Here is a 20913-nt window from a genome sequence, read left to right on the forward strand (position 1 = left end):
ACTTGAGCCTAAATTAGAGTAGGTTTTTAACCTGAATCCGATCATTTGTTAAATGACATGGGTTAATTCAGGGCCTTAACCAGGCCTGCCTTATTTTCAGTTGCTGTTCTGTGGCATTTTCATTTATGGACATCACATGATATTCCTTTCGCGCGGTTTTGAAAATTTCACTGCTCAATATCATTTCCTCTTTTTCACCCGACTCACCGGCCCTCAATACTGTGACCGAAAAGGTATCTCCCTCCTGCATACTTGCTTTGATAGCATCGATGAATTGTTCCAATCCCTGCAATGGTATGTCACGCTCATTTATTTTCAGCAATAAATCCCCTGTCTTATAGCCCATCTTTTTACCGAATTCATTCATATTATCTGTTCCTGAAACAATCAATTTCCGGGCTTCCGGATCAAATCCTAAATTGATATTCCCGAAACTGTAATCATTTATCGATTTTTCAAAATCATAATCGATACCAACGAGGCGCAAGACTTCCTGATAAGGAAGCACATGGCCATTGACCAGGTATTTATCAAAAAATTCCTCTATTTGGGGATAGGTAAGTTCAACAATTTCATTAAAAAGATTTTCATCCTTAAAAGGCTTATCCTTTCCATATTTTTTGGAAAGATCTCTCATCAGGTTTTGGATGCCGTATTCGCCGTCTGAAAGATTAAGCAACTGTATGTCTAACAACATGCCGATCAGTGCCCCTTTCTCATAAACATTGCCATACTGATCAGGGTATTTGTCTAAAGTATATTTACTCATATCGGTGAATGATAACGTATCATTAAAGCCAAAACTGGCTGTTTGCATTTTTTGCTGTATTGTCGCCAGGAATTGCTCATCACTGATAAGCGCATATTTTACCTGTACATGGTGGGCAGAATATTCGGTAACCCCCTCATACATCCAAAGATGCTTGGACATCTGAGGATTATTGAAATCAAAGTACTGAATTTCTTCAGAGTGAATGTTCAGGGGAGTAACGATGTGAAAAAACTCATGGGCAGCTACATCTTTTACGGCCTGGCGAAGGTTTTCCTGGGGTACTTCGGGGAAATAATAAAAAGAAGAATAAGAATGTTCCAAAGCACCCTGTACAGGTGCCAGCCGGGAAGGATCCTCACAATAAAATATGAAAGCATATTTATCGACAGGCAAAGTACCTCCCAGATATTTTCTTTGCGCGTTTAATATGTCATCTATATTTTCTGCAATAAATTTTGAAGTTACCAACCCGTTCGGCGAATAGACCGATACCAGCACCTCTGTTCCCCCTACATCGATCAAGGTGGTGTCGGGTTTGTTATACATGATGGGTGAATCGATCAAAAGGTTGTAATCTGAGGTGATAAACCGGTCTACCAGCTTACTTTCATCGTCTGCATCGATATTTTCCTTTTTCAGATTGTATTCATATTCAGTGCCTGTAGCTTCCGGTATAAGGCCGGTGGAACCATAAAATTCACTGGGGCGGATAAAATTCAATTCAAATTCATTGTCTTTCATGCCTTCAAAATACCCAAAGAATCCACTGGTGTTCAACACGAAGTTTTTCTTGTCTTCAATATTGGTTCCGGCCATGGGGTAAACCTGATTGGCGCCCATGTCCGCATCATAAGTATCATTCACTTCATAGATTATTTTCCGGAGCTTTTTGGCTTTACTGATTTTCCATGTGTTATCATCCTGCCTTACTACTTCCAGGGCCCTGCCTTTCTTGTCAAAAGCCTGAAAATTAGTAACAAACCGGCCGTAGTCGGCTTCCTTGTAGGTTCCCGGAATGATTTTCGGCAGATAAAAGTTTATTTCACTGGCACTCATTGAAGGCACTGACAGCTCCACCTGAACCTTGTCATTCTCCACCCTGGTAAGATCGATCGTGTAAATGTATTTATCCACCGCATCCCGGTCAGGCAGGGCCAGGGCATGAAGGTTGATAAGACTTATCCAAAGGACTACCAAAAATCTATATTTCATTTTATCATTGGTTTAGGTTGTAATTTTTGATTGTTTAACCATTAATTACTTTCAAAAGTAATGGGAACCTCAAGGAAAGCAAAGAAATTTTATATGAGTGGCAGACTCCTTTGGATGGCCAGTTGTCAGGAGGCAATACCTTAATGTTATCGGATAAATAGAATTAACAGGAAATCACCCCAATGACAACTGGTCTGTACCCCGACTTAAAATCCGTTGGTAGAAAACGTTTTTTCCACCATACAATCCGCTCCCGGATTGCGGTTGTCACGGATAAAGATTTTAAGATTCTGGTTGCCCGGAACAGAAATGGGGCTGGTGTAAGTGATATAATAGATACTTTTGGATTGTGTCAGTATTTTGTCCTGAATATCGAGAAACACATTGGCCAGTCCGGAAACATCACTGGCAAAAAGATACCTGCTTTCATCGCCAGCGATTTCTACCAATGTGGCCTCATCGAGGTTTGGGCCATCCAGGGCCGCTATAAAAACTGATTTTTCCCCGATAGCATTGATTGCATCGCCAACCTGCAATCCGGGATCGGCGTTATGCTTTCCATCGGTAAATATAATCATACTACCTTCTTCGATCTGTTCAATGCTTATATTGTCCTGCCATGTCTGACTGGCCTCCATAATAGCCCTGTAAAGATTGGTAGATGCATCCAGTCCGGTTTCTTCCAAAGCATTCACTGCACTCAGGAGTTCGGAGGTGTTCGTTGTAAAATCCCGGATCAACTCCACCTGGCTATCAAATGTATAAATGGCAAATTCCTGTTCCGGTACCTTTGCCTGTATCAATTCTTTCACTGCGGTTTTGATTTCTCCGGTTTTCCCTTCAACACTACGACTCATATCCAGTAACAATACCGTCTTAATGGTAAACGGAATACTATCCGGATCGATTTTGGTGTTGGCCTCGACATCATTTACCTTATCAATGTTATTTTCCAGCACCTCAAAATCAGTTTTTTCCAGGTTGGTAATGCCAAAACCGACACTATCGGTAACCCTGACCAATACCCTCACCTGTCGGTTTTGAGGGATTACGTCCACCTCTCCAAAATCTTTTAACCGGAAAAATTCCCCCGTGCCGGGTTCCTTAAAAAATGGCGGGCTTACCGGATCGTCATCAGAACAAGCCTGAAGCATCAAAAGCGCAACAACGGCAGTAAGAAAATTAGCATGCGCTGGTTTTTGGGTTAAATTTTTGATTCGTTTCATGACCTTTTATTTACATACACACATTTTTTGCATTTTATACTCCAACGCAAAGCCTCCCGATCTTATTACCGGCGGGGATGGAAAATCCATTTGTGAGGTGGCTCAAAAACCAATGAAATCCAGGGAAATAAACAGGTTTCCGGATCAAATTTCCTCCATAAAACCCCGGAATTTACGGCCCATCGGGCTGTCTAATGGTTTATCTGTAAGATTTTATTTTTCTTTTTGATTATATAATTAACATAAAAAAGAGTAATTTCTCACCATAATTGAATGTGCGGATTTACATAATTTGAAATATAACTATCAATACTATGAGGCTAACGACCCGAATCCAGCTATCGACGATGATGTTTCTTCAGTTTTTTATTTGGGGAACCTGGTATGTTACCATGGGCACTTATCTATTCAATATTGGTTTCAATGGTCTGGACGTTGGACAAGCCTACAGTGCTATTCCTATTGGCGCAATTATTTCCCCTTTTTTCATAGGGATGATTGCAGACAAATACTTTCCTGCCGAAAAGGTGCTGGGGGCTATGCATCTGATCGGTGGTGCGGTTATATATTGGGTCTCTACCATTGTGTCTTCCGAATATTTCTTTTGGGTATTATTGTTATATTCACTCTGCTACATGCCTACCCTGGCCCTGGTCAATGCTATTTGTTTTAACCAAATGAAAGACCCGGGTATTGAATTTCCAAATGTAAGGGTGCTTGGAACCATTGGCTGGATAGCCGCTGGTTTAATGGTAGGATTTTTAAAAGTGGAAGAAACCAACTTACCGTTAAGAATCGCATCGCTGATATCCGTGTTGATGGGATTATATGCGTTTACGCTTCCCAAAACCCCTCCAAAATCCAGGGATGAAAAAGTTACCGTGTCTGATATCCTGGGACTGGAAGCATTGAAATTAATGAAGGAGAAATCATTTGCGATTTTTAGTATCAGCTCACTGCTCATTTCTATTCCTCTTGCATTTTATTACGCCTTTGCCAATCCCTTTTTGAATGAAGCCGGCATGGAAAATGCCGCGGGGAAGATGACACTCGGTCAGTGGTCGGAAATTGGATTTATGGTGTTGATGCCCTTCTTTTTTGCCCGGCTTGGGGTAAAAAGAATGTTATTGATCGGTATGCTGTCCTGGGCATTACGTTATGTGCTGTTCGCTATGGGCAATAATGAAAGCCTGGTTTTCATGTTTTACATCGGGATACTGTTACATGGGATTTGTTACGATTTCTTTTTTGTTACCGGTCAGATCTATGTGGACAAAAAAGCCCCAAAAGCCATTCAGGCGGCTGCCCAGGGTTTTATCACCTTAATCACTTACGGCATGGGCATGTTGATAGGATCATGGGTTTCGGGGTTTGTCGTGGATTACTATACGGTCGATGAGATTCGTCAATGGGGACCTATATGGTATTTTCCGGCCATCATGGCAGTAGTAGTATCCATGTTGTTCTGGTTGTTGTTCAATGAAAAAGAGGAAAAGGTAGCAGTAAGTCAGCATACACAGCTATCTGAGGCAGGATAGGCTTTTTCAGGGAAGCTCAATCCGGATCCTCACAGGGCTTTATGGCTTTATGTGGCTGTGGCATACTGCTTCTTAAACATATCAATGTTTTCCTGGGCTCCCAGTATGATCAGGACATCACCATCGTTGATCACTGTTCGGGGATGAGGGTTAAAAAGAAATCCCTTGTCTTTTTCTTTTAATCCAATCACTGTCACGCCGGTATTTTTACGGATATCCAAATCAGATAACGATTTTTGATGGTAACTGGCTTTTAGTTCCTCAAATGAAAATTCATCCAAAACGACTTGCTTCCCGCCCACCCCGTTCAGCAATTCCAGGAACTCAATGACATAGGGTTTGGCAATCAACTGTGCCATGTGTAACCCTCCCAGTGTATCTGGCATTACTACATGCGTAGCCCCTGCTCTGGTCAGCTTTTTCTCGGAACTCTGATCAGAGGCTCTGGCAATAATCTTGATACTTGGGTTGAGCTCCCTGGCGGTGAGTGTGATAAAAACATTATCGGCATCACTCGGTAAAGTGGTGATGATTGCCGAAGCCCTTTCGATCCCCGCTTCCTTTAATACCTCGTCGGTAGTGGCATCGCCGATAAGGCTTTGAAAGTTGCCGGTATTTTTGAAATGCTGCAAGAGCTCTTCGTTGCTTTCAATCAACACAAATTCGCGTTTTTCTTTCATTAATTCCTCACAGGCCTTTGATCCGTTACGACCGTAACCGCAGACGATCGTATGGTTTCTTAATTGTTGCACTTCTCGTCCCTGAATAAAGTTTCGTAAAATAATCTTCAACTCCCCTTCTACCAAATAAGTTGTAAATATAGAAACAACATAGGCAAAAATGCTCAGGTTTACAATGATATAGACAGATGTAAATAGTTTACCTTCTTCTGACAAAGGATCAACCGCCCCGTAACCTACTGTTGAAATGGTAATCACCGACATGTAAACCGCATCTACAAATGAATACCTTTCAAGCGCCATATAACCAAATACGCCAATAGACAAACTCAAGACCAACATTAAAAGCGCTCTAAATAACTTTACTACATTTTTGTTCATTGGATTTGACGTACCTATGAAAACATTTCAATATGAAAAATTATTTAATATCAAAGAAAACAATTTTCAAATTTAATCAGTAAAACCCAACATCTATCAGAATTTCCGGAAATGGGTTAAAGATTAAAGTTCGGTGTTTTATTACCTGCCATACCGAGATAAATCGTAGCGTGGTTTCAACCCGTTTTTGGCTGTTAAACGATAATCACAAAGTCCTGTCATGCAGCAAGCCGGTCATTTAGGTCAATTATCTTACTTCCGGGGGCTAAATCTTCCGGGATTTTAGCATAAAAAGTTTTAAATCAATAACTTCGCAGTCTTGAAATTTTGTATATAATTGTGAATTAATTGTCTTATACCTAAAAATAGTTTTGATATTTTATGGCAAATGTAACGATTTTCGGAGCTGGCTACGTAGGCGTGCCGACAGGTGCTCATTTTGCAAGGAATCACCAGGTTACCATTTATGACCCTGATACGAATAAAGTTGAAAACATCAACAAAGTAATCGATAATAACGCTGACTCATTACATATACATGAAAAGGGGTTGATTGAGCTATTGCAGGAAAACCACGAAAACATAACAGCAACAACGGACATTAAGCAGGCCCTTGAAAACCCGGAGATAATTTTTATTGCTGTAGGAACACCTCCCAATGAAAAAGGAAGGGCCAACCTCAAGTATGTTTGCTCAGCGGCCGAGCAAATTGCAAAAAACATTAAAAATGACTGCGTCGTCTTAAATAAAAGTACTGTTCCTCCGGGGACAGCCTACCTCGTGCAGGAGATCATTAACAATAACCTGAAAAGTGACGTCAAAATTGCGGTAGGTTCATGCCCCGAATTTCTGGCAGAAGGTACGGCTGTAGAAGATTTAAGAACCCCGGATAGAATTGTGTACGGATGTGACGATAAGGATGCAATAGAAAAGGTTACCGAGTTTTTTCTTTTCCTCCATGGCCGATCCACTTTGGCTCCTATGACTACCCTTAGCGCTGAGGTAACCAAGTATGCGGCCAATGCCTTACTCGCAACCAAAATTTCATTCATGAATTCGCTCGCTATTCTTTGTGATGCTGTCGGCGCCAACATCAGGGAGGTTCAGGAGGGCGTAGGCAAAGATACCAGGGTAGGCAGAAAATTTTTGAATGCCAGCATGGGATACGGCGGAAGTTGTTTTCCTAAAGACACCAGCGCCATTGCAGAGTACGGGCAACTCTTTAAAAGTCCCCTGGAAATTATCGAATCTACTATCTTGGTCAACAATAAAACCACTGACTATTTCAGCAAAAAGATCAGTGAAGCATTTGGTGGTGACCTGGCAGGAAAAAACTTTATTATCTGGGGTATAGGCTTCAAAGCCCGCACCGATGATTTAAGGGAATCAAAACCCGTACAGGTAGCCAGGGAATTAATGGACCAGGGCGCCTATGTGCATATTTATGATACTGTAAGAGGTGCCTTGGAAAACTTTGAAAATGAAAACCCATCCTATAAAGGCAAGTATAGCATCTATCATGAGCAGTATGAGATGGTCAATGGGAACATCGATGGCCTGATCATCGGTAATGAACATGAGAAATTCAGAAATCCGGATGTGAACAAATTAGATAGCATGCGGGGTAAGCACATTTTTGACGGAAAGAATATTTTGAACAACTATCTGATCAAAAGCCTGAAAAGCAAAGGCTTCAACTACAAAAGTGTTGGTAAAGATACAGTCGCTAATCCGGTGAATAAAACCAGATTAATTGACTTTCTCAAACACGAATACATGGATTAAAGCCCCGGTTTAACCTTCAAAAAAAACAGAACCCCTCTAAAAAAGGAAAACCGCTCGGATTAGGGGGACTAATCTCGAACGGTCTCTTTCAACCAGCTATGGAAAGAAATTTATACAAATATAAATTAATCAGCTTAATGTTACAACGATTTAAAGTAAATAATTGTAAATAATTTTGTAATAATGGACATAATTCACTTAAGTCATTGAAAATGAGAAGTATTAATTAATCCTGGATTCGATTAGATTTTTGATTCCATACGTTTCAGACAGGTATGCTTTAACCGACCCGACCAGTATTTTTGCCTCTATTAATACCGGGATCCTGTTTTGATCATCTGTCACCCATACAGTCATATTTTCCCCGGCCAAAAACAAGGAGCCCTCCACCAGTAAAGGTTTAAATTTAAAGCATTTGTAGGTTTCCTTTTCCCTCGTTTTCAGGGTTTCTTTACCCAGGTATCTGATGTAAAGGTTATATACTTTCCCATCGATAATCAATGAGATCGGAATTTTGTCGTTTTCACGGTATTGACTGTAATCGATATTTCTCGCCTCATAGATCATAGACAACACATCAAAGGTACAAGGTGGCAGTTGTATCGTATCCCTCGAAAAAGGCTTATGAGAGTTTTCAGTGGCAGTATATATTTTACCCTGCTCATAATCAAACTCGTAGGCATTATTTACGCTGTACTTCCCTTCCAGTGTATTTCGCCTGAACCTTAAGGGTTTGAGGGCATCGATATCAATGAATGACTCATAGGTGTCCCTTACCCTGTAAATCCAATCCCATTTTTTCAAAGACGTGCCATAGGCAAAGAAGTGAAAAGCATTTTTCCCATCCACTTTCTTGCTTCTCACTTTAAAAACCACCTGACCGGCATTCACCCATATAAAACCCCAGTTGTAAGCTACTTTGTAGCCAATGGTTTCTCCAACCTGGTAGGCACGATTTTCATGGCTGCATTGGCCTTGCACCAGCCGGGAACCGATAAGAATGAAAAAGAATAATAATACCCTGCTATGGTTTAAAATACCTATATCTATATGCACATGATTGGCTTTCACAACTAAAATCCGGCGTTTAACATCAATTAAAATCTTAATTTGTCAAATCAAAACTTAATTTTCACTTAATCTTCGGAATCAACATAGGCACATTTTTTCTATATTCGATGTATTCATCCCCAAATTCCCTGATCAGTCTTTTCTCCTCCAGCATGATACCTATGTACAGGTAAATAAATATGCAAAAAACTGAAATTAAATGCGTCAGACTTGGTCTGAAAACCCAAAAACCTGCCACAATCAATATAGTGCCGGCATAGATAGGATGGCGTATATGGGCACGTATGCCTGAAGTGATTAATTTGGAAATGCCGGCATGCTGATCTTCGGTGGTAAATTTGGTGCCCAGGAATTGTTTTAAATCATAAGTCTTAAAAGCCACCCTTATGATCAGAAAACCCCAGGTAGCCAGGATCAAACCGGTAACACTGGTAAACTGATTTACTTTCAGCAGAAAGGGAGAGGAAATAGCCCCGTTCAAAACCAGGATGAAAAAGAGCCCCCCCGAGGCCAGCAGGTTGTAGAGCAGCCGGTAGTATTTATAACCTGATTTAAATTGCTGCCGGAAATAGTTTTTTGCCGTTTCGCCAGCAAGATAGCTGTGAAAAAAGAAGTAAATGGCCCAGGCCAGTATAAGTATGATATGGTATTTATTCATGATGTCTGTCTACCGATAATCGCATCACAAATTTATACCAATGTCATCAATTAGACGAAGGGATTCAGCAATTTTTACCAATGGGAGATACTGTTGCTTCAAAGGGGCACAAAGGTTTTGAGGGATTTAGGGAAAATGTATCAACGCACCTTGTACACCTCGACTTTGCCGCCGATGCCTTTTAACTCGTGACTGCCGACAGCCATAATGCTGGTATCATCGCCGTTAAGATTGGTCAGTACCTCTTTGGAGATCACGAATTGGGAGGCCAGCTTTTTGTTAAGTTGTTCAAGGCGGGCGGCGATGATCACTGCGGAGCCGCTGATAGAGAATTGCTTTCGTTCGTTATTACCAATGTTACCGGTAACCACCTGCCCCGTATGTATACCGATACCAACTCTGGTAAATGGGATATTTCTTTGCATTGACAGTGATTCTACCTTGTTTAATATTCTCAATCCACACTGAAAGGCCTTTCTGGCATGATCCTGTCTTTCAATTGGCGTACCAAAAGAGGCCATTATTCCATCACCGAGAATTTGATTGACAATCCCCTCATGTTCATTGATAATGTCAATAATGGGCTCAAAAACCTTGTTTTGATACTCGATGATCTCCTGAGGAGTTTTCGATTCCACCATGGAAGTAAAATCCCTGATATCCAGAAACATGATCGATGCCTCTACTTTTTTTGATTTTTCAGGTTGATTAATCAATGCATTCACCACCTCTTTGGATACCTGCTGACCAAATAACTTCTCAATCCGGTTTTTCGCCATGAGGTGATCAAAAGCATGGCGAATGCGTATATTGATTTCTTCTGCCACATAACCCGCACAGCACCCTGCAATGATGAATAACAGGCCTTTGATATAATAAACATTCAGAGGTAACCGGATACCGGCCTGGATATCATATTCGATGTAATAGTAGGTGTAGTGTGCAATCAAAACATATTCCACGGCAGCCACTACACCCATTAATACGCTTAGCCGGAAATCCAGGTGAAGGGCTGACAGAATCAGAAAAACAAAATACATGACATAAATAGGCGATTCCAGAAAGGCTTCTTGCCTGGTATAATAAATCAATATAAACAGCAAGGCACTCAGAAAGGAGATTTCATCCATCACATTGATGACCTTAAAAATCCTGGGAACAGGCTCGTTATGCCTCAGATATTTTTTTATCCTGGCAAGAACGGCCAGCTCGTATACCATAAAGACAACGATCCAAATAATAATGACCAGGTATACATTGATTGTACCGAAGAATTGCCTCTCCTGATTTCCAAAAAAAATATAATTCAGGACAGCCAGGACGAGGCTTACCAATATCACTCCTATAGACAGGTAGGTTCTTCGATATTCGCTCTGCGCTATTTCCTTATGCAGATCCTGTTCAAATGCTTCTTTCGAGGTACCCACGATTCAATAAATTTTCGATACAAATGTTAGGCTGTAAACAACGTTACATGCCGGAGTCTTTTTTCTCAATTTTGTCCATGCCGGGTTGGACAATTTTAAAATTTGTTCTTTCTTTTTCAGCCTGTACCATTTCTTTAACATCCCGGAGCAATTGCTTTGCGTTATAAATGATACCATCTTTCACTGTATATTTTACACCACCTACTCTTACTACTTCATTGTCTTCGGTTAGCTTGATGGCACCCGTACCATACAATACTTTCAGGTTTTCTAAAGGGTTTTCCTCAATAATTATCAGGTCGGCCATTTTTCCTACTTCAATCGATCCGATTTTATCGCTTTGTCCCAGTGCCTCGGCACCCTTTAGTGTGGCCGCACGGATTACTTCCAGGGGGTGAAACCCGGCTTCCCTCAACAGCTCCAGTTCACGAATATAGGCAAAACCGTAAAGTTGATAAATAAACCCGGAATCTGATCCTGCTGTTACCCTTCCTCCCCTGTTTTTATATTCATTTACAAACGTCATCCAGCGTCTATAGTTTTCCTTCCAGGCCACTTCCTGCTCAGTACCCCAGTAATGCCAATACGATCCATGTGAAATTTTACTTGGCATGTAGAATTTCCAGAGCCCTGGAAGTGTGTAGTCCTCATGCCATTCGGCCCTCCTGGCCCTGTGCAGATCCCTGCTGGCTTCGTAAATGTTGAAAGTCGGATCTATGGTAAAATCCAGTGAAAGAAGCTCATCCATCACCTTGTTCCAGTGATCCGAATAAGGGGCAGCAGCCTGCTTCCATAGCTTACCAGCTTCTTCAAACCGGTTTTGTTCGTTTTGATAGTTGTAATTTAGCGCGTAATCCTGCACTGTACGGTCTGTAAACAAAGCTTCGGGCAAACCATACCAGTGTTCCATGGTAGTGAGCCCTGCCCTGGCCGAATGCAGGACATTCCACCAGGCTACATTCATTTGTGCATGGTGACATGCCGAACGCAGGCCTAGTTTTTTATTCTCATCCAGTGCAGCACGCATAATATCCGGGCTGGCACCGAAAAACTTGATACCATCCGCCCCTTTACCGGCATTATCCCTCACCCACTGCCTGGCTTGTTCAGGTGAACTTATACCACCACTGCCCTGACCAAAAGCAGTATAAGCAAAAATCCTGGGTGCTGTTATTTTATTCTTCCGACTCTTCATTTTATGTTCCAGTACCCAATCCAATCCATTTCCACACGAGGGGTCACGAATGGTGGTTATACCGTGGGCCATCCATAGTTTAAATACATACTCGGCAGATTGATCGGCGCTGGTGCCCCCGATATGGCCATGCATATCTATAAAACCCGGCAATACGTACATACCCTCAGCTATGATCTCTTTTCCTCCCGGCTTTAATTTAGGCCTCCTTTCAGGATCGATGGCGACACCCGGATAACCTACATTTTTTATAGACTTAATGATGTTATTTTCAATGACTATATCTACAGGCCCGATTGGGGGCGCCCCATTGCCATTGATTAAGACAGGCCCCCGGATAATCAACTGAGGCCAGGGGCCTTCCCCTTCGGCCCGTGCCGGAGATTTTAAAATCTGGGCAGCAGCCTCATTCATCAGGAAAACCAGAGACATCAAAAAAAATAAAACGTGCTTTGTAGCGTCAGTCATGGCAAGGTTGGGTTTTTTAGAGCAATATACTAACCACAGAGGAAATAAAAAATCCCGGGTCAAACCCTGGCAATTAAAATGGCCGTGATTATATAGAACTGCATTTTTATTTGAGACAGTAAATAAATAAAATATTTTCACTCCCCCTGTAACCATTTGAGTAAATTGAGGTAACCTATCTAAATTTTACTGAAACCAACTTTATGGTTGATCTTTATTCGGACGAAGAAATAATGATTAAGGTTAAAAACAATCAACTGGCATTGATGAAGCCTTTGTTTGATCGCTATCATGTAAAACTCTATAATTTCTTTCTTCACCTGACTTATAATGAGGATGTTAGTAAAGACCTGGTACAAAATGTTTTTTACAGAATTATTAAATACAGGAAAACATACAATCCGGAATACAAATTTAAAAGCTGGATCTACCAATTGGCCAGAAATAATTTTGCTGATTATGTGAAAAAAAACAAGGTATTGTTTTCTGATTTTCAGGATGTGGCTTCTATGCATGTCGAAACCAATACGGCCCTGGAGTCTTTGGAACAGAAAGAAAAAAAACAGGCGCTCTATGAAGCTATGGCCCAGTTACCCGAAGATAAAAGGGAAATTTTGGTGATGAGCCGTTTTGAAGGGCTCAAGTATGAAGAAATCGGTCACATACTGAATTGCTCGGTTGGCGCGGTGAAGGTAAAAGTTCACAGAGCTATTAACCAATTAAAAGAGGTTTATTTTAAAAATAATTAGTCATGGATACATCAGATTTAAATACAAAACTGATCGACTACATCGATGGGAAACTGGATGAGGCGGAAAAGGCTGTATGGGAACAGAAAATTAAAGATAACCCGGAAGTGGCCAGGGAATATCATCAACTCCGGGAATTGATGGGGCTTATGGAAAGAAGGATCGTCCAGCCACCCGATAAGCGTCTGGAAACAGGATTTTTGAGCATGCTGGAGGATGAAATTATTGAGATGGAAAATACGTTGGAGGATCCGGAAAAAAATATCCGGAAAGAAAAAGTAAAAGTTTATGGTTTAAAACTCTCGGGGCCGCTGGGCATAGCAGCATCGGTAGTGCTGGTACTAATAGGTACCCTTATCGGCATGTTTGTTATTAAGTCAGGCCAGGATGGGCAGATTTCATCGCTAAAAAAAGAGCTGGATGCTACCAAGGCGATGGTCATAAACTCCCTGGAAGGCCAATCTTCTCCCTCGCAAAGAATTGCCGGTGTCAATGCCAGTTTTAAACTTAAAGAAGCTGATGATGAAATTATCACAGTGCTGATCAATACCATGAAAAACGATAATAACATCAATGTGCGACTAGCTGCCATTGAAGCACTTTATCAGTTTTCTTCGGAAGAAAGGGTAAAAGATGCTTTTGTGAATGCCCTGGCCCGGCAAAAAGAACCGGTAATTCAACTAACCCTTATTAACATCCTTGTTAACCTGAAAGAAAACAGGGCCATAGATCATATGCAAAAGATCATTGAGGATAAACAAACGATTAAATCGGTCAAAGATGAGGCCCAATTGGGGGTATATAAATTATCATAACAGAAAACAAAAAATTACAGGTCAAAAACTCAAAATAATAGGATCAAAATTAAAAGTTAAAACAATGAAAAAGTCTGGTACATTAGCCATCATAATATTACTCTTCCTGATATATGCCGGCGCGGCATTGGGTCAGGAATACAAAGTCGATCTGGGTTCGGGCAAGGTTAAAATCCACGAGGTCAATGAGGTAAACATCGAAGGTCATGATGAAAACTTTGTGCTGATCTCGAGAAGAGAGCGGAGAAGCGGTGACTCCGAGAGAGCCAAAGGCCTGAAAGTTATCAACAGCCTGGGCTTGGAGGACAATACTGGTATCGGCCTGTCGGCTGCGAAAAGCGGCGATGAGGTAGAACTCCGGCCCATATCCAGGCATTCGGATACCCGTTACACCATTTTTATACCTAAAAGTGTGTCCGTATTTTATGAACACTCCTCTCATCACGGTGATGATCTGAAGATCAAAAATGTACAAAGTGAATTGGATATTACCGTGAAATTCAATTCAATTTATCTGGAAGACGTTTCAGGGCCTATGACTATTAACACCGTCCATGGTGATGTGGATGGTGTATTTTCGCAGGTTAGTCAGGAAAGTGCTATTTCTATCGTATCAGCCCACGGCCACATCGATCTCGCCTTGCCTTCCGACACCAAAGCAAAATTAAGATTGAGAACTAACCACGGGGAAATATACACAGATATGAACATTGATTACGATACAACTTCCAATTTAAGCAGGATCAGTTCCAGTGAGGTAAATGGCAGCCTCAATGGAGGGGGCGTAGACATTAACCTTTCTTCAGATCACAATAATATTTATTTAAGAAGCAAAAAATAGATCAGGATTCAGCAGGTGATACAGATTTTACAGAACAGCCTTTAGTTTAAGACTTTATTCAGCAATTTTTTGCTTTGCCTCATTTGAATATTAAAATTAGCCACGGCGATGGAATAATTAACGACCCCAAAACCGAAGCATACAGTCGCATAAAGATAATTGTTATAACCGATCACAAATAAAAGGGTCATCAAAAACGTCACCACTGACCAGAAGCCCAAAAACAGGTTGGTGCTGAAAAACATGCGGTATTTCAGGAACAGGATGCAGCCAACGGAAGTAGCCTCTATTTTGCCCGTAATCAAGGGGAGAAAGTTTTCGGGCTGTTTGATAATTCTTGAAATGGTAAATTCATCATTTTCAAATACCCCGTTGAACAGGTGATCGGAGGAATCGACATCTTCTCCGGTTTTTTGCTGGTATTTATTCCTTACCGGTCTGATTACTTTTGTCAGCCTTGCCTGTAATTCAGAGGCATCATAGGGCAGTACCAAAGTCTCAGACCGGAAAGGTAAATATTCCATATCAAAATTCGGCAATGCATGATATCTCTACATTGACGTCTTTCGGCAACCTGCTTACCTCAACCGTTTCACGGGCTGGCGGATTTTCCTGGAAGTATTTACCATAAACATGGTTAACATCTGCAAAGTCATTCATGTCCTTGACAAATATGGTGCACTTCACTACATCATTCAAACTTAACTCGGCAGCATACAATATGGCTGAAATATTTTTCATCACCTGCCTGGTCTGGTCTTTGATGTTGCCTTTTATCAGTTCACCCACCGCAGGGTCAATAGGAATTTGTCCCGAAACATAAAGACTTCTTTTTGTTTTTATTGCCTGGCTGTAAGGTCCTATGGGTTCAGGTGCATTTTTGGTATAAACTACAGATTTAGCCATTTTCGAAAAGTTAAGCTACATGATTCAATTTTTGGCCAAATTAAAAAATTATGTCAAAACGACGCGAATAAACCGGCAAAAATAAACGCCGGAATTTCCAGGGTCTTGTCAACTTATGGGATTTTACTCCACTGTTACCGACTTCGCCAGATTTCTTGGCTGGTCCACATTGCAGCCTCTCATGACGGCAATGTGATAAGACAACAACTGAAGCGGTACCACGGCAACCATGGGCATCAAGGCTTCATGGGTAGCGGGCACTTCAATCACAAACTCCGCCATTTTTGGAATGAGGGCATCACCTTCGGTAACAATCGCTACTACCCTTCCTTTTCTGGCCTTTACCTCCTGAATGTTGGAAACAATCTTGTCGTAGGAGCTGTCCCTGGTGGCGATAAAAACCACAGGCATTTCTTCGTCGATAAGCGCAATCGGGCCGTGCTTCATTTCGGCCGCCGGATAGCCTTCGGCATGGATGTAGGAGATCTCCTTGAGTTTTAATGCCCCTTCCAAAGCAACCGGGAAATTATACCCACGACCCAGGTAGAGAAAATTCCTGGCGTCTTTGAAGATTTCCGAAATCCTGATTATTTCCTCATGCAGCTTCAGGCTTTCTTCCACTTTTGCAGGAATCTGCTCAAGCTCAACCAGTAATTCATGGTATTTTCTTTCGGTGATGCTTCCCTTTCTATGGGCTACGCGCAGGGCAATCATGGTAAGAACGGTCAACTGTGCCGTAAATGCCTTGGTACTAGCCACACCGATCTCCGGTCCGGCATGAGTGTAGGCACCTTCGTGTGAAACCCTGGCAATCGAGGACCCTACCACATTACAAACCCCAAAGATGATGGCCCCTTTGGATTTTGCCAGTTCCATGGCAGCAAGGGTATCGGCTGTTTCACCGGATTGGGATATAGCCACCACCACATCCCCCTCATTAATGATGGGGTTCCTGTACCTGAATTCAGAGGCATATTCAACTTCCACCGGAATTCTGCACAATTCTTCAAAAATATATTCAGCCACTAATGCTGCATGCCAGGAAGTGCCGCAGGCTACCATAATAATCCTTTCCGCACCTTCCAGTTTGTTGGCATACTCCCTGATACCTCCCAGTACAAGGTGTCCGGTAGAAGACTTAAGCCTGCCACGCATACAATCGGCAATGGATTTGGGCTGCTCAAATATTTCTTTGAGCATAAAATGTTCATACCCCCCTTTTTCAATGGCCTCCAGTTCCATATCCAGGGTCTGGATATAGGGAGTGGTAGGAACATCCTGCGTGTTTTTGATCTTTAAGTTGTTGTCCTTGATAATGGCAATTTCATAATCATTGACATAAACTACCTCATTGGTATATTCGACAATGGGGGTAGCATCTGAGGCCAGAAAAAACTCATCTTTACCAAGTCCAATGACAAGAGGGCTGCCTTTTCTGGCTGCTATCAGCATATCCGGTTCATCTTTAGACATAATAACAATAGCATAAGCACCAACCACTTTGGTCAATGCCAGCCTCACCGCTTCCTCCAGTGAACAGTTGTTGTTTTCCCTGATATCCTCAATGAAATGAATAAGCACCTCAGAGTCTGTTTCGCTATCAAACCGGTGCCCCTTATTTTCAAGCTCTTTTTTCAGCGAACTATAGTTTTCTATAATGCCATTGTGAATGATTGCCAAACTTCTCGACCCACTAAAGTGCGGGTGGGCATTTTGATCATTTGGTTCTCCGTGGGTTGCCCACCGGGTATGGCCGATGCCAATGGTGCTCGTAAGGTCAAATTCCTCGATGTGAGCCTCTAGGTCAGAAACTTTTCCTTTTTTCTTGTACACTTGCAGGTCACCATTTAAAAGCGCTAAGCCGGCGCTGTCATAGCCCCGGTATTCCAGTCTTTTCAGACCTTTTATAATGATCGGATGTGCCTGTTTTTTACCTACGTAAGCAACAATTCCACACATAAAAACTATTTTTTTGTATAAAAGCCAGAATTAATTGGTAAATATAATGATAAAAGGGTTAGTTACTATTCAAATGTGCTATAAAATAATCGCAATTTGATGTTTGAGGTATCAAAAGAAAAACGGTTGAGGGTTGATGAAAACCGGAAGGGGACGAGCAAAATATCTTCGGGATCCTGGAGAACTCCTTCTACCACTGCCAGTTGAATGTATACCGACACGTTTCCTTCAAACGGTCTTTCCGCATCATCGTCAAAAGGCACCACCAATTCCTGGCCAACACCAAATGGAAGTCTTGCGGACTCTATCTGAACCGCACGCAGGCCAACAGTGTTGCCACTCCTGACGGTAATAAAATTATTGGTTTCATTGGTGATAAAAAAGAACAGCGATTCAGGCGGTTCAAACCCTTCGTCAAAGGCTTCAATATCTTCGATCACAATATCGGCACGGTTGACTTTGAAATTGTTACCCTCTACAAATTCCCTGAAGGCATCGAGCTTTATTTTTGGATATAGGGCATTACCGGCCTGTGAAAAAACCTTGTTGTCGACAGGATCAAATTCTTTAAATCTTTCTGTTATAGTAGCTACCGGTGTACCGGATACATCTGTGGTAATATTTGAAAAATAGGAGGTACCATTAAAAGCACCTGAACTAAACGCATTAAAAAAGAAGTTAATTCCGCTTACAAGGGTATCATCCGGGGCAGAAAAGTACATCGTCATTAAAGTCCCTTCATCTTCCACACTTGCGGCAAAAGCCATCGAATTTCCGGGATCAGGGACAAAAGCAAGGCCTTTAAAGTAATCATCGAAATTAGAGGAATTCCGGAAAGCGATCGAATCATTAACTGCCGCATCGAACAAAGCAGCTCCAAAGTCATCATTCATGCGGGCTGTTATTTTAAGCGTATCGGGCCTGTCCCCGGTGATGGTATATTCCAGTTCTCCGATGCTTTCACTGTTAAAAGCCCTAGTATCGAAGGAGTAATATCTGACGGTGTCTACAATACCCTCAGACAATTGGTGAATGGCTATTTTTTGCGTTTGTCCCTGACCATCACCATACAGGTAAGTTCCGGAAAGCCGTATCACCAGAGAATCAAATTCGGCTCCCTCGGGAATTCTGGGGCTAAAAGCACTTGGCCTGGCCTGTGTGTAAGCGGTAGCAGTACTTACGCCAAAGGTAGCATCATTGACTCTCCCCATCAATAACCTTCCCGTAACCGTTGTATTTATGGAATCCAATTGAACGTTGCTGGCATCCAATGGTATTTCTGTGAAAAAAACATTCACATTTTGTAAATCAGGATTAAGATTTAATCCTATCTCATTCGGGTCCTCACAAGATAATAAAAAGGCCAGCAAACACACCGGCCCTAATCTTTTAACCAACAAGCTCATTATATAGATTGAAGTAGGAATCCAGGAAATCTTCGTTCTTTTCTATGGTATCAATCTTTTTATTACTCTGAAACTCAGCAAACAACTGGTCCAACGTCTCATTATGCTCCTCATCCGATTTAATCACTGCATCGGCATATTCGGCACCTATCTTGATGAATCCGGCGTAATCGGCAGACTTTAGGTTAGAAAGCATACTGTCTTCTATGTCAATCATTTTAACCTTTTCAATGATGTTACCCTCAAATTTGTGTTTGAAAGCATTATTGTAAACCGTAAACACCGTTTTGGCATCTTTAAAAACAGGATCATTCTTAAAGGTGGTTTTCAGATACATGGGAATCAGACTCGTCATCCAGTCATTACAATGCACGATATCCGGAGCCCAACCTAGCTTTTTAACTGTTTCCAATACCCCTTTACAGAAGAAAATCGCCCTTTCGTCATTGTCAGGATGGAAATTATCCTCTTTGTCAAAGAAGACAGATTTGCGGTGAAAGTAGTCTTCATTGTCAATAAAATACACTTGCAACTTAGCATTGGGGATAGAAGCCACTTTAATCACCAATGGTTTCTCTTCCTCGCCGACTGCTATATTGATACCTGAAAGTCTTACTACCTCATGCAACCTGTTTTTTCGCTCATTGATTAAACCGAATCGTGGTACTAAAATTCTGATTTCCATACCTCTTTCCTGCATAGCCTGAGGAAGCTTTCTAACGAAATCTGCCACTTCTGAAGTCTGTAAAAATGGGTTGATTTCGCTAGCGACATATAGGATTCTCAATTTTGACATACTTTATATTGGATTTGATTTCATAAACAAAAATGGGTGCACAAAATTACAAAAATTATTGCAGTTTTCAAGATATATTACTCCTAAAAACGTAAATTAGCGTGCTTTTTTAACCACATGTCTTGTAATTATGAAGGTTTTTCACAAGATTAACCCTCTTAAAGATGCCTTAAATCACCACCGTAGCAACTCCCAGAAAATTGGTTTGGTTCCGACAATGGGAGCACTTCATAAAGGCCATGCAAGCCTGATCAACCGGTCCATGAATGAGACAGATGTCACTGTTTGCAGCCTGTTTGTCAACCCAATTCAGTTCAATAATACCCGTGATCTGGATACCTATCCAAGGACTCTTGAAAAGGATATTCATTTTCTGGAAAAGCTTGGATGTCACATCTTGTTTAATCCTTCGGTACAAGAGATGTATCCTTATCCACCGGTTGTAGAATTTGGGTTCGGGGAAATGGAAAAATCAATGGAAGGGGCTTTCAGGGAAGGACATTTCAGTGGGGTGGCCCTGGTAGTAGCCAAACTGTTTAACCTTGTGAAACCTCACAAAGCCTATTTTGGGCAGAAAGATCTGCAGCAATTTGTGATCGTGGAAAAGATGGTCAAGGACATGAACATTGACCTGGAACTGATCTGTGCGCCTATCATCAGGGAGGAAAGTGGCCTGGCTGTTTCCTCAAGAAATCAACGGCTCAGTGAAGCACAAAAGGCTTTGGCGGCTAACCTTTACAAAGCTCTGCAACTGGGACAGCAGTTGCTGGCAGAAAATCATGACATTTCGTCCGTCAAACGCGAAGTTTCTAATTTTCTTTCGCAATGGCAGGGTATTTGTCCTGAATATTTCGAAATTGTGAACACGTGCACCCTGAAAACAGTAGATTATATGGAAGATGGCAAAGAGGTTGCTTTATGTATTGCTGCCTATATAGGTTCGGTTAGGTTAATAGATAACGTAATATTCAAGAAATAAAGTTACCTTTGAGGGAGTTATGACCGGGAGCAAGCCAAAGGAGGGAATA

General features: G+C 41.6%; 18 protein-coding genes. 6 read left to right on the top strand and 12 right to left on the bottom strand.

Features of this window, described 5'->3' with window-relative positions; translation table 11 throughout:
* Positions 1-67: 67 nt before the first annotated feature.
* Both AC04NP_RS25385 and AC04NP_RS25390 read right to left on the bottom strand, forming a co-directional pair.
* Positions 68-1984, bottom strand: a complete 1917-nt coding sequence (locus AC04NP_RS25385) for a M61 family metallopeptidase (RefSeq protein ID WP_482862840.1) — start codon at positions 1982-1984, stop codon at positions 68-70.
* Positions 1985-2190: 206 nt separating this feature from the next.
* A complete protein-coding gene (locus AC04NP_RS25390; RefSeq protein WP_482862841.1) occupies positions 2191-3210 on the bottom strand; it encodes a VWA domain-containing protein in 1020 nt (339 codons plus the stop codon).
* A 314-nt stretch (positions 3211-3524) separates the two neighbouring features.
* On the opposite strand from AC04NP_RS25390, the gene AC04NP_RS25395 reads away from it, so the two are divergent.
* Positions 3525-4748, top strand: a complete 1224-nt coding sequence (locus AC04NP_RS25395; RefSeq protein ID WP_482862842.1) for a nucleoside permease — start codon at positions 3525-3527, stop codon at positions 4746-4748.
* A 47-nt stretch (positions 4749-4795) separates the two neighbouring features.
* On the opposite strand, the gene AC04NP_RS25400 is transcribed toward AC04NP_RS25395, so the two are convergent.
* Positions 4796-5809, bottom strand: a complete 1014-nt coding sequence (locus tag AC04NP_RS25400) for a potassium channel family protein (RefSeq protein WP_482862844.1) — start codon at positions 5807-5809, stop codon at positions 4796-4798.
* A 381-nt stretch (positions 5810-6190) separates the two neighbouring features.
* Between AC04NP_RS25400 and AC04NP_RS25405 the strand changes: the two genes are divergently transcribed.
* Complete coding sequence (locus AC04NP_RS25405) at positions 6191-7594, top strand: UDP-glucose dehydrogenase family protein (protein ID WP_482862845.1); 1404 nt, start codon at positions 6191-6193, stop codon at positions 7592-7594.
* 222 nt (positions 7595-7816) lie between these two features.
* Here AC04NP_RS25405 and AC04NP_RS25410 read toward each other — a convergent pair whose 3' ends face one another.
* The 4 genes from AC04NP_RS25410 to AC04NP_RS25425 all read right to left on the bottom strand — a co-directional run bounded on the left by AC04NP_RS25410 (position 7817) and on the right by AC04NP_RS25425 (position 12413).
* Entirely contained in the window at positions 7817-8665 is an 849-nt protein-coding gene (locus AC04NP_RS25410) for a DUF3108 domain-containing protein (RefSeq protein WP_482862846.1), read from the bottom strand.
* Between the two features lie 61 nt (positions 8666-8726).
* Positions 8727-9323 carry a methyltransferase family protein gene (locus AC04NP_RS25415; RefSeq protein WP_482862847.1) on the bottom strand — a complete coding sequence of 199 codons (597 nt, stop codon included), beginning with the start codon at positions 9321-9323 and terminating at the stop codon, positions 8727-8729.
* Positions 9324-9463: 140 nt separating this feature from the next.
* Positions 9464-10750: an adenylate/guanylate cyclase domain-containing protein gene (locus AC04NP_RS25420; RefSeq protein WP_482862848.1), complete on the bottom strand. Its 1287-nt coding sequence runs from the start codon at positions 10748-10750 to the stop codon at positions 9464-9466.
* A gap of 43 nt (positions 10751-10793) precedes the next feature.
* Positions 10794-12413, bottom strand: coding sequence for an amidohydrolase family protein (locus AC04NP_RS25425; protein ID WP_482862849.1), 1620 nt, complete (start codon positions 12411-12413; stop codon positions 10794-10796).
* A 203-nt stretch (positions 12414-12616) separates the two neighbouring features.
* On the opposite strand from AC04NP_RS25425, the gene AC04NP_RS25430 reads away from it, so the two are divergent.
* From AC04NP_RS25430 to AC04NP_RS25440, 3 genes are all read left to right on the top strand, one after another.
* Complete coding sequence (locus AC04NP_RS25430) at positions 12617-13162, top strand: RNA polymerase sigma factor (RefSeq protein ID WP_482862851.1); 546 nt, start codon at positions 12617-12619, stop codon at positions 13160-13162.
* A 2-nt stretch (positions 13163-13164) separates the two neighbouring features.
* On the top strand, positions 13165-13977 hold the full coding sequence (locus AC04NP_RS25435; protein ID WP_482862852.1) for a HEAT repeat domain-containing protein: 813 nt from the start codon (positions 13165-13167) through the stop codon (positions 13975-13977).
* A gap of 64 nt (positions 13978-14041) precedes the next feature.
* A complete protein-coding gene (locus AC04NP_RS25440) occupies positions 14042-14818 on the top strand; it encodes a DUF4097 family beta strand repeat-containing protein (protein ID WP_482862853.1) in 777 nt (258 codons plus the stop codon).
* 41 nt (positions 14819-14859) lie between these two features.
* Here AC04NP_RS25440 and AC04NP_RS25445 read toward each other — a convergent pair whose 3' ends face one another.
* From AC04NP_RS25445 to AC04NP_RS25465, 5 genes are all read right to left on the bottom strand, one after another.
* Positions 14860-15342 (bottom strand): hypothetical protein, encoded by a 483-nt coding sequence (locus AC04NP_RS25445; RefSeq protein ID WP_482862854.1) that lies wholly within the window; start codon positions 15340-15342, stop codon positions 14860-14862.
* 1 nt (position 15343) lies between these two features.
* Positions 15344-15724, bottom strand: a complete 381-nt coding sequence (locus AC04NP_RS25450) for a RidA family protein (protein ID WP_482862855.1) — start codon at positions 15722-15724, stop codon at positions 15344-15346.
* 123 nt (positions 15725-15847) lie between these two features.
* Positions 15848-17683, bottom strand: coding sequence for a glutamine--fructose-6-phosphate transaminase (isomerizing) (glmS, locus tag AC04NP_RS25455; protein ID WP_482862856.1), 1836 nt, complete (start codon positions 17681-17683; stop codon positions 15848-15850).
* Between the two features lie 65 nt (positions 17684-17748).
* Positions 17749-19080 carry a DUF4270 family protein gene (locus AC04NP_RS25460; RefSeq protein ID WP_482862857.1) on the bottom strand — a complete coding sequence of 444 codons (1332 nt, stop codon included), beginning with the start codon at positions 19078-19080 and terminating at the stop codon, positions 17749-17751.
* Complete coding sequence (locus AC04NP_RS25465; RefSeq protein ID WP_482862858.1) at positions 19073-19885, bottom strand: glycogen/starch synthase; 813 nt, start codon at positions 19883-19885, stop codon at positions 19073-19075. Before AC04NP_RS25465 ends, AC04NP_RS25460 begins: the two co-directional genes overlap by 8 nt.
* 130 nt (positions 19886-20015) lie before the next feature.
* Between AC04NP_RS25465 and panC the strand changes: the two genes are divergently transcribed.
* Entirely contained in the window at positions 20016-20864 is an 849-nt protein-coding gene (panC, locus tag AC04NP_RS25470) for a pantoate--beta-alanine ligase (RefSeq protein WP_482862859.1), read from the top strand.
* Positions 20865-20913: the final 49 nt, after the last annotated feature.

It is taken from the genome of Agaribacillus sp. DX54 (genome assembly GCF_056858335.1).